This is a genomic window from Streptomyces sp. NPDC048659, assembly GCF_040650575.1.
Lineage (GTDB): Bacteria > Actinomycetota > Actinomycetes > Streptomycetales > Streptomycetaceae > Streptomyces.
On sequence record NZ_JBEZHM010000001.1, the window covers coordinates 327,475 to 336,515 of the forward strand.

The 9,041-nt window shown below is 71.8% G+C and carries 9 protein-coding genes; 6 read left to right on the top strand and 3 right to left on the bottom strand.

Features of this window, described 5'->3' with window-relative positions; genetic code table 11:
- The first annotated feature begins 26 nt into the window (after positions 1-26).
- The gene (locus tag AB0C99_RS01575) at positions 27-689 is read left to right on the top strand and encodes a response regulator transcription factor (RefSeq protein ID WP_362468065.1); all 663 of its coding nucleotides are present in this window, start codon (positions 27-29) and stop codon (positions 687-689) included.
- Between the two features lie 369 nt (positions 690-1,058).
- A complete protein-coding gene (locus AB0C99_RS01580) occupies positions 1,059-2,195 on the top strand; it encodes an acyltransferase (RefSeq protein ID WP_362468067.1) in 1,137 nt (378 codons plus the stop codon).
- Positions 2,196-2,277: 82 nt separating this feature from the next.
- On the opposite strand, the gene AB0C99_RS01585 is transcribed toward AB0C99_RS01580, so the two are convergent.
- Entirely contained in the window at positions 2,278-2,724 is a 447-nt protein-coding gene (locus AB0C99_RS01585) for a MarR family transcriptional regulator (RefSeq protein WP_362468068.1), read from the bottom strand.
- Between the two features lie 88 nt (positions 2,725-2,812).
- Here AB0C99_RS01585 and AB0C99_RS01590 point away from each other — a divergent pair, with 88 nt between their 5' ends.
- The 4 genes from AB0C99_RS01590 (at position 2,813) to AB0C99_RS01605 (ending at position 7,035) form a co-directional block, all read left to right on the top strand.
- A complete protein-coding gene (locus AB0C99_RS01590; protein WP_362468070.1) occupies positions 2,813-3,916 on the top strand; it encodes a hypothetical protein in 1,104 nt (367 codons plus the stop codon).
- 220 nt (positions 3,917-4,136) lie between these two features.
- Positions 4,137-5,621, top strand: coding sequence for a DUF2252 domain-containing protein (locus AB0C99_RS01595; RefSeq protein WP_362468072.1), 1,485 nt, complete (start codon positions 4,137-4,139; stop codon positions 5,619-5,621).
- A 179-nt stretch (positions 5,622-5,800) separates the two neighbouring features.
- A complete protein-coding gene (locus tag AB0C99_RS01600; RefSeq protein WP_362468074.1) occupies positions 5,801-6,625 on the top strand; it encodes a hypothetical protein in 825 nt (274 codons plus the stop codon).
- A gap of 65 nt (positions 6,626-6,690) precedes the next feature.
- Positions 6,691-7,035: a rhodanese-like domain-containing protein gene (locus AB0C99_RS01605; protein ID WP_362468076.1), complete on the top strand. Its 345-nt coding sequence runs from the start codon at positions 6,691-6,693 to the stop codon at positions 7,033-7,035.
- Between the two features lies 1 nt (position 7,036).
- Here AB0C99_RS01605 and AB0C99_RS01610 read toward each other — a convergent pair whose 3' ends face one another.
- On the bottom strand, positions 7,037-8,170 hold the full coding sequence (locus AB0C99_RS01610) for an acyl-CoA dehydrogenase family protein (RefSeq protein ID WP_362468078.1): 1,134 nt from the start codon (positions 8,168-8,170) through the stop codon (positions 7,037-7,039).
- Positions 8,171-8,293: 123 nt separating this feature from the next.
- Positions 8,294-9,041, bottom strand: a 748-nt coding sequence (locus tag AB0C99_RS01615; protein ID WP_362468080.1) for a 2Fe-2S iron-sulfur cluster-binding protein, incomplete at its 5' end; no start/stop codon positions are given.

The window sequence follows — 9,041 nt, forward strand, 5'->3', positions numbered from 1 at the left end:
GGCGGCCGAGCCGTTGGGGAGTGGCTGTGGCAGGGCGCCAGCAGATCAGGGTCGTGATCGCCGATGACGAACCCCTGATCAGGGCAGGGATCAGGATGATCCTCACCTCGGACCCGGAGATCGAGGTGGTCGCCGAGGCGGCGAACGGCCGGGAGGCGGTCGACCTGGCCCGGGCGCACGCCGCCGACGTTCTGCTGCTCGACATCCAGATGCCGGTCCTCGACGGGCTCTCCGCCCTGCCGGAGCTGCGCAGGGCGGCGCCGTCGACCCGGGTCATCGTGCTGACGACGTTCGGCGAGCGGGACAACGTCCTGCGGGCCCTGGAGCACGGCGGCGCCGGTTTCCTGCTCAAGGACACCGCGCCGGCCGAGCTCATCCGCGCCGTCCGGGCCGCCGCGGCGGGTGACGCGTATCTCTCCCCGGCCGCGACCCGGCACGTGGTCGAACAGCTGGCGTCCGGGCGGGAGGTGGCACGCGCGGAGCAGGCCCGGACCCGCCTCACGGCGCTCAGCGAACGGGAGCGCGAGGTGCTGGCCCTGCTGGGCGAGGGCCTGTCCAACGCGGACGCGGGCCGGCGGCTGCACATGAGCGAGGCGACGGTGAAGACGTACGTGAGCCGCATCCTCGCCAAACTGGGCTGCGAGAACCGCGTGCAGGCGGCCCTGCTGGCCCGGGACGCGGGCCTCTGACTCAGCCGGCGACGCGAAGCCGGAGCGGCTCGCCCCCATATGCCGACGAATGCCGCTCTGCCGGAGCGAGTCGCCTCTCTGATCTGACCGCCACACAGGCGGTGCCCGCCGTCGCGGATCGGGCGCTGATGCCCCACGCCGTCAGATGTCGAGGGCCCCTGGCGAGGCGCACGGCCCTCGTACGGGCGTGCTACCTTCCAAGGCGGACAAAATTATCAGTCCTCAGATCATACGGTGGGCTCACGTGGCGCTCCCCCTGCCGGAGTGGCCGATCGTCCTAACGCCGACCGTCAGGATGTTCAAGGGGTAGGGGCCATTTCCGCGACCACGAAGAACGCCGGCATACCCAGACAACGGGGCCGGCGTGGAGTGTCGATCCCGTCCGGCCGTTGGTCGCGCGAGACGCCCTGGGAAATGCCGTTCGGCGGCACGCGTGTGGACTCACTCACCGGACTGCGGTGGTTCGCCGCATTCGGCGTATTCCTGTTCCACGCCCGCGGCTATCTCAAAGAGTCGACGATCGCTCACGAGATCACCGCCATAGGCTACGAAGGCGTCCCCTTCTTCTTCATTCTGTCCGGATTCGTGATGGCCTGGGTGGCTCGCCCCTCGGATACGGCCATCAATTACTACTGGCGTCGTTTCGCCCGCATCTGGCCGCTGCTCGCCGTCACGACGGCCGGGACCGTGGCGCTGATGGCATGGTGGTGGCACGATCCCGTGTCCAAGACGGACATCGTCTGGACGCTGGCCCTCGCCCAGGCATGGTCCACCGAGCACTTCATGACGATGAACATCGTCACGTGGACGCTGTCCGTCGAAGCGTTCTTCTATCTCGCGTTTCCGCTGGTTCTCCGGCTGCTGCTGCGCCGCTCATCCGCCCTGCTGGCCGTGATCGCGGCGCTGTGCGTGGTGGCCACGGCCGGCACCCGAATCGCCACCGTGTGGGTCGACAAGACCGACGAGACGGAACGTCTTTTCGTCGCCTCTCCGTTGGCGCTGATCCCGATGTTCATTCTCGGCGTCTGCGCGGGCCTTCTCGTCCGGCGGGGCTGGCGTCCGCCGTTCGGCACCGGTGTGGCATCCGCTTTCACCGTCGGCGTGGTCCTGCTGTGCTGGCTTTGGATACGGAACCCGGATGCCGTGCCCGGCTACAAGGGAACGTTCGGTTTCTTCGACGCCGTCCTCATGCCGGCCTTCACCCTCCTCATAGTCACCGCCGCGTTGCGCGACGTCCGCGGCGAACGCTCGATTCTGCGCTCCCGGGTGCTTGTGAAACTCGGGGAATGGTCTTTCGCGTATTACCTGTGTCACGTCGTGGTCCTCAAGGTCGTCGCCCACCTCGGATACGGCCCTGTCACGGGTCTGGGCAGGAATCTCCTTCACATGGCCGTGGCGGCGGTGGCGGCTCTGGTGGTCGCGGCGCTGTTGCACGAATGTGTGGAGAAGCCGGCCGAGCGGCGCCTCAGGAAGCTGCTTCCGGCCCGCAGGTCACGCGTGGCCTGAGCGCGCCCGGACACGGGACGGCTCGACGCTCCTGAGGCGGGTGGGCGACGCTGACTTGACGTACTCAAGCACGCGTTGGTTCCTACCCGTTCGCACGGTGTTCGCCCGCCGCGTTGTAGCGGAGGAGGTAGGCGGCGAAGCGGGAGAGGTCTTCGGCCGACCAGTCCTTGAGGCGCTCGTCGTAGGCCGCCTGGCGGCTGGCCTGGGTGGAGGCGAGGAGGCGGGTGCCCCGCTCGGTGGGGTGGAGCACCTGGACCCGGTGGTCGTCCGGGTCGGGCCGCCGCTCGACCAGTCCCAGCTTCTCCAGGGTGCCGACCTGGCGGCTGACCGTCGACTTGTCCAGCAGGTAGTGGGTGGCGAGGTCCGTGGCCCGGCAGCCCTGCTGGTCGTCGATGTGGGCGAGGAGCGTGTACGAGACCAGCGGCAGCTCCGGATGGAGCCGGGCCGCCGCGGCCCGCGCCCGGCGGGCGAAGGCGGTCAGTTCCCGCTCGATGGTGTCGAGGGAGGTGTCCCGCGCGCCGTCGCTCATGGTGTGTTCCTTGTCGCCGCGGACCCCCGTGGCCCGGCCCGTCCTTCAGTTGTATAGTACAACGGTTATTTAGTTGTAAAAGCCAACCATGGAGGTTCCGGTGTCCGCAGGACCGACCACCAAGGGGGCGTTGCGCCACGTCCTCGGGCATCTGCTCACCCCCCTGCTGATGTGCCTCGGCATGGGCCTCGCCTACCTGGGCGCCTTCCACGCCCCCGCACCCCATGACCTCCGTGTCGACATCGTCGGCTCCGGACCGCGCGCCCAGGTCCTCGCCCAGACCCTCCACGACAAGGGCGCCGGCGCCCTCGACGTCCGCACCGTCCCCGACCGCGCCACCGCCACCGCCCACCTCCGCGACCGGTCCAGCTTCGGCGCCTACCTCCCCGGCGACGGACACCCCGGCTCCCCGACCGCCGGCCCCGAACTCCTCGTCGCCTCCGCCTCCTCCGACACCAGCGCCATGGCCGTCGAGAAGGTCTTCACCAAGGTCGCCGCCGCCCAGGGCGCACCCCTGAAGGTCACCGACGTCGTACCCGTCTCCTCCGGCGACCCCACCGGACAGGGCGTCTTCTTCCTGCTCGTCGCCCTCAGCATCGGCTCGTACGCCTCCGTCGCCGTCATCGGCGGCGCCGGAGCCGTCCTGCCCATGCGGATCCGGGCCCTGCTCGCCGCCGCGACCTCCCTCGTCGTCAGCCTCATCGGCGCGCTCTTCGCCGGTCCGCTCTTCCACCTCGTCGACCAGGGGCTCGCCGGAGTGTGGGCGCTGGGCTGGCTGTACTGCGCGGGCATCCTCCTGATCGGCATCGGCCTGCACACGTACCTCAAGCGCTGGACCACGCTCGGCGTGATGGTCCTGTTCGTGATGCTCAACTTCACCAGCTCCGGCGGCATCTACCGCCCCGAGCTCCAGCCCGGTCTCTTCGGCGCCCTGCACTCGTTCTGGAACGGTGCCGGCTTCGTCGAGGGCGTCCGCGGCCACGTCTACCTCGACGGCCAGGGCCTCGGCCGCGACATCCTCGTCCTCGCCCTCTGGTTCCTCGCCGGCGTCCTCCTCACGGCTCTCGCCGCCCGGACCGAGGCGCGGCGCGCGATGTCGGCGGGTGCCGGTCGGGCTCTCGGCGGGCGGGAGCGCGCGCCGGAGCCGGAGCGGGAAATGGAGGAAGAAGCGGAGGAGGTCGTAGCGGTCTGAACGGGTCTGAACGGGCCGTGGCCGGGGCGGGACGGGGGCGGGACCGGGGGCGGGCGCGGCTGGAACGTTGCAGTGGTGGCGTCCGGTCGTGAGACCGAAGAGTTGTCCACAGGGTGTTATCCACAGGGGAAGACGGGCTGGTGACCCCGGCTGTACCGTCGTGCCAGTCAACGAAGTTGATGTTGGCAACAGACAGGTGAGAGTCGGGGGAGGCCGTCCTATGGACGAGATCAGGACAGCGGTTCCGGGGCAGCGCGCGCACACGACGACGCACGGCGCGGGGCGCATCCCGCACGTGCCCGGATTCGCCCGACGCCCCGAAGCCGGGACCGACCGAGCCGCCTCCGACGCCGCCGCCACCTCCGCCAAGGAGCGCGGCAAGGAGCTGCGGACCGGCGTCCCCCGGGCCTCGCACAGCACGCTCGTCCTCGCCGCCGGACGCCCCGACGCCGTCGCCGCCGTCGAGGAGTCCAGCCGAGGGCGGGTCGCGGCGCTCGCGCCGATACGGGTGGGCAGGATGGCTGCCAGCCCCTTCGCCTTCCTGCGCGGCTCCGCCGGGCTCATGGCCCACGACCTCGTCGGCTCCCCCGTCACCGGCATAGCCGCCCAGCTCTGCGGGGACGCCCACGCCGCCAACTTCGGGCTCTACGGGGACGCCCGAGGGCGCCTCGTCATCGACCTCAACGACTTCGACGAGACCGTCGTGGGCCCCTGGGAATGGGATCTCAAGCGGCTCGCCACCTCTCTCGTGCTCGCCGGACGAGAGGTCGGCGCCGACGAGGAGATGTGCCGGTCCGCCGCCTTCGACACCGTCGGCGCCTACCGCCGCACCATGCGGCTGCTGGCCCGGCTCCCCGCGCTCGACGCCTGGAACGCCATAGCGGACGAAGAGCTCGTCTCCCACACCGACGCCCGCGACCTCATAGGCACCCTGGAACGGGTCTCGGCGAAGGCCCGCAACAACACCAGCGCCCGGTTCGCCGCCCGCTCCACAGAGGCCGTCCCCGACGAGGAGGGCGGCGGCAGACGCTTCGTCGACGCGCCGCCCGTGCTGCGCCGGGTCCCGGACCGGGAAGCGGCGGCGGTGGCCGCGGCCCTCGGCGAGTACGTGGAGACCGTCTCCGAGGACCGGCTGCCGCTCCTCGCGCGGTACGCGGTCCATGACGTGGCCTTCCGCGTGGTCGGCACCGGCAGCGTCGGCACCCGGTCCTACGTGGTGTTGCTCCTCGACCACCGGGGCGAGCCGCTGGTCCTCCAGGTCAAGGAGGCCCGCCCCTCGGCGCTGCTGCCGTACCTTCCGGCGGCCGGCTTCACCGTCCCGGAGGAGGCCCACGAAGGCCGGCGGGTGGTGCTGGGGCAGAAGCGGATGCAGGTCGTGAGCGACATCCTGCTCGGCTGGACGACCGTGGAGGGGCGGCCGTACCAGGTGCGCCAGTTCCGCAACCGCAAGGGCAGCGTGGACCCGGGCGCGCTGACCGCCGAGCAGGTCGACGACTACGGGCGCATGACCGGCGCCCTGCTCGCCCGGGCCCACGCCCACAGCGCGGACCCGCGGCTGATCGCCGGCTACTGCGGCAAGAACGAAGAGCTCGACGAGGCCGTCGCGGCCTTCGCCGTCGCCTACGCGGACCGCACCACCGCGGACCACGAGGACCTGCTGTCGGCGATCCGCACCGGTCGCATAGCGGCGGAGCTGGGGGTCTGACGTCCTGCCCTTGGTGGGGGGCGGGGGGGGGATGGCGTGAGGCTGGTGGGTGTGTGGATGGGTGGGGTGGGGCGGGGGCTGAAAGGGCGGGGTGGGGGGAGGGGGAGGGAGGGGGAGCCCCCCCTCCCGGAAGGACCGTAGGCTTGGTGGGACGAGCCGGAACGAGGACGTGGACGGGCGTGGACGTGAGCGTGGACCAGGGCGTGGGTGGCGGGTCCGAGGGTGAGCGGCCTGAGGCTCGGTTGGAGCGGGCTGTTCGGGTGGCCGAGCAGGCGTTGATCGAGTTCGAGATCGCCGTCGAGACCTTCCGCGTGGAGGTGGAGAACTTCTCCCGGCTGCACCATCAGCGGCTCGGTCCGATGTACGCGCGGCTCGACGAGCTGGACGCGCGGATCGCGGAGGCACGGGCGGCGCGGAGCGGTGATCCGGAGGATCTGCGGCTGGCGCGGGAGGCGCGGGCCGCGGTCATGCCGATGCCGGGTGTCGAGGAGCTGTTCCACGACTGGGTGGACTCCGACGGGCTCTCGGCGGAGGCCGCGGCGATGCTGACGGACCGGCCGGTGCAGCCGCCGAAGCGGGTGCGGCCGTCCGACGAGGTGCGCAGGCTGTACCGGGAGCTGGCGCGGCAGGCGCACCCGGACCTGGCCCGGGAGGAGGGCGAGCGGCGGCGGCGCGAGGAGTTCATCACGCGGGTGAACGCCGCCTACGCCCGCGGGGACGAGGCGCTGCTGCGCGAGCTGTCCGAGGAGTGGGCGGCGGGGCCGGTGGCGGAGCAGCGGCTCAGCGAGAGCGAGGAGCTGTACGCGCGGCTGGAGTGGCTGGCGGACCGCAAGGAGATGCTGTCGTCGGCCGCCCGGGAGCTGGAGGACAGCGCGATCGGGGCGATGCTGCGGATGGCCCCGGACGATCCGGAACGGCTGCTGGAGGAGATCGCCGAGCAGCTGCTGGCGCAGGTGTCGGAGCGTGAGGCGGAGCTCGCCGTGCTGGCGGGGCCGGTGCAGTAGGTTTCGATGGTTCGGCGTCCGCTTCCGTCGGGTGCCCTCGCTGTGTGAGAAGGAAGGTCTGTTCCATGAATTTCGCCCCGCTGCCGTCGGTGGACGCCGCCTCCGTGCCGGCCGATGCCCTGGTGCTGGACGTCCGTGAGGACGACGAGTGGGCGGCCGGTCATGTCGAAGGTGCGCTGCACGTGCCGATGAGCGGTTTCGTGGCGCGCTTCGGTGAGGTGACGGAGGCCGTGGCCGAGGGGCGGCGGGCGTTCGTGATGTGCCGGGTGGGTGGCCGTTCGGCGCAGGTCACGCAGTATCTGGTGCAGCAGGGCATCGACGCGGTGAACGTGGACGGCGGGATGCTGGCCTGGGAGGGTGCGGGGCGCCCGATGGTCGCGGACGGCGGGAGCCCCGCGTACGTGCTGTAGGTCAGGCGAGGGGGTGGGCGGCGATGAGGTCGCCCAGTTCCTCTTCGTGGGCCGCCGCGGGGCCGAGGGCGAGTTCGAGGTGTTTGGCCCAGGCGTGGAAGCGGTGCAGGGGGTAGTCGGTGTCGGCGCCGAAGCCGCCGTGGAGGTGCTGGGCGGTCTGGACGACGCGGCGTACGCCTTCCGAGGCCCAGATCTTGGCGACGGCGATGTCCCCTCCGGCGGGGAGCGGTCCGCCGGCGTCGGTGGTGAGGCGCCAGGCGGCCTGCCAGAGGGTGGCCTCCATGGCGCGCAGGTCGATGTAGCGGTCGGCGGCCTGGACGGCGACGGCCTGGAAGGTGGCCACGGGGTGGCCGAACTGTTCCCTCTTGCCGGTGTACTGGCTGGTCATGGTGAGGACCTGTTCGCCGAGGCCGAGGGCGAGGGCGCAGGTTCCGGTGGCGAGGTGGTCGCGGAGGTGTTCCCAGGCGCCTTCGGTGTCGATGACGTCGGCGGGGCCGAGGCGGACGGCGTTCAGGTGGAGGTCGGCGAGGAGTTCGCCGTGGGTGCCGTACTGGTCGGTGAGGCCGAGGCCCTGGTGGGTGCGGGGGATCAGGGCGAGGACGGTGCGGCCGTCGGGGGTGTGCGCGGGGACGGCGATGCGGTCCGCGTGGTGGGCCCAGGGGACGTTGCCGGTGCGGCCGTCGAGGGTCCAGCCGGTGGCGTCGTGGTGTGCGGTGACGGCGAGGGGGGCCGGGTCGTGGCCGGTGTCGCCGTGGGCGGCGGCGGTGAGGACGAGTGCGCCGCGGGTGACCTGGGGGAGCAGTGCGGCGGCGGTGTCGGCGGGGGCGTACCGCTGGATGGTGAGGGCGACCGCGGTGGTTTCGAGCAGGGGGACGCGGGCGAGGACGCGGGCTGATTCGCGGAGGACCAGGCAGAGGGCGATGGCGTCGAGTCCGGCGCCGCCGTGTGCGGGGTCGAGGAGGAGGCCGAGGAGGTCGGCGGTGGCGAGGCGGGCCCAGAGGGGCCGGTCGTGGCTGTCGGCGACCGCGCCGGGGGTGAGGGCGGGGCTGGGTACGGAGTCGGGTGCGACGTCGGAGAAGACGGCGCGGGCCGCCTCGACGGCCGCGTGATGTTCTTCGGTGAAGGTGAAGTCCACTGCCCTGTCCCTTCCAGCCCTGTTCTATCTGACGGATCGTCAAGATAGAACAGGTTCTACTGGAAGGGAATGGGGGCGCCCGGTCCGCTCGGTCTGCTCCGTCCGCTCGGCCTGGTCTGCCGGTCAGCGGTCGAAGTCGAGTTCCACCTCCGGGGTCGACGGGTGGGACTGGCAGGCCAGTACGTATCCGGCCTCTGTCTCCTCGGGCTCCAGGGCGAAGTTGCGGTCCATGCGGACCTCGCCGGAGACGAGGAAGGCGCGGCAGGTGCCGCACACGCCGCCCTTGCAGGCGTACGGGGCGTCCGCCCGGGCGCGCAGCACGGTCTCCAGGAGCGTCTCGCCCCGCTGGACGGGCCAGTCGCCGGAGCGGCCGTGCAGGGTGGCGGTCAGCCGGGCGTGCGCGGGGGTGTCCGCCGGGGCGGGCGGGGCGGGGGCGGTGCCGTCGTCGACGTGGAAGATCTCCTGGTGGACGCGGGTGCGGTCGACGCCGAGGTCGCGCAGGGCCCGTTCGGCGTTCTGGATCAGGCCGTAGGGGCCGCAGAGGAACCAGCCGTCGATGCCGGTGACGGGGAGCAGCGCGGGCAGCAGGGCGGTGAGCCGCTCCTGGTCGAGCCTGCCGGAGGGGAGTCCGGACTGCTGTTCCTCGCGGGAGAGCACGGTGACGAGCTGGAAGCGGTCGGGGTAGCGGTCCTTGAGGTCGGCGACCTCGTCGAGGAACATCGTGGAGGCGGCGGTGCGGTCGCTGCGCACCAGGCAGAACGTGGCCTTGGGCTGCCGGGCGAGCAGGGTGGCGGCCATGGACAGGACCGGGGTGATGCCGCTGCCGCCGACGACGGCGGCGAAGTGTCCGGGGCGCGGGGCGAGGACGAAG

What these genes read in the sequence shown, in the direction of transcription:
- AB0C99_RS01585 (WP_362468068.1), bottom strand. Translation starts at nt 2,724, where the DNA reads ATGAGCGACGGCGCGCGGGACACCTCCCTCGACACCATCGAGCGGGAA.
- AB0C99_RS01590 (WP_362468070.1), top strand. Translation starts at nt 2,813, where the DNA reads ATGGAGGTTCCGGTGTCCGCAGGACCGACCACCAAGGGGGCGTTGCGC.
- AB0C99_RS01595 (WP_362468072.1), top strand. Translation starts at nt 4,137, where the DNA reads ATGGACGAGATCAGGACAGCGGTTCCGGGGCAGCGCGCGCACACGACG.
- AB0C99_RS01605 (WP_362468076.1), top strand. Translation starts at nt 6,691, where the DNA reads ATGAATTTCGCCCCGCTGCCGTCGGTGGACGCCGCCTCCGTGCCGGCC.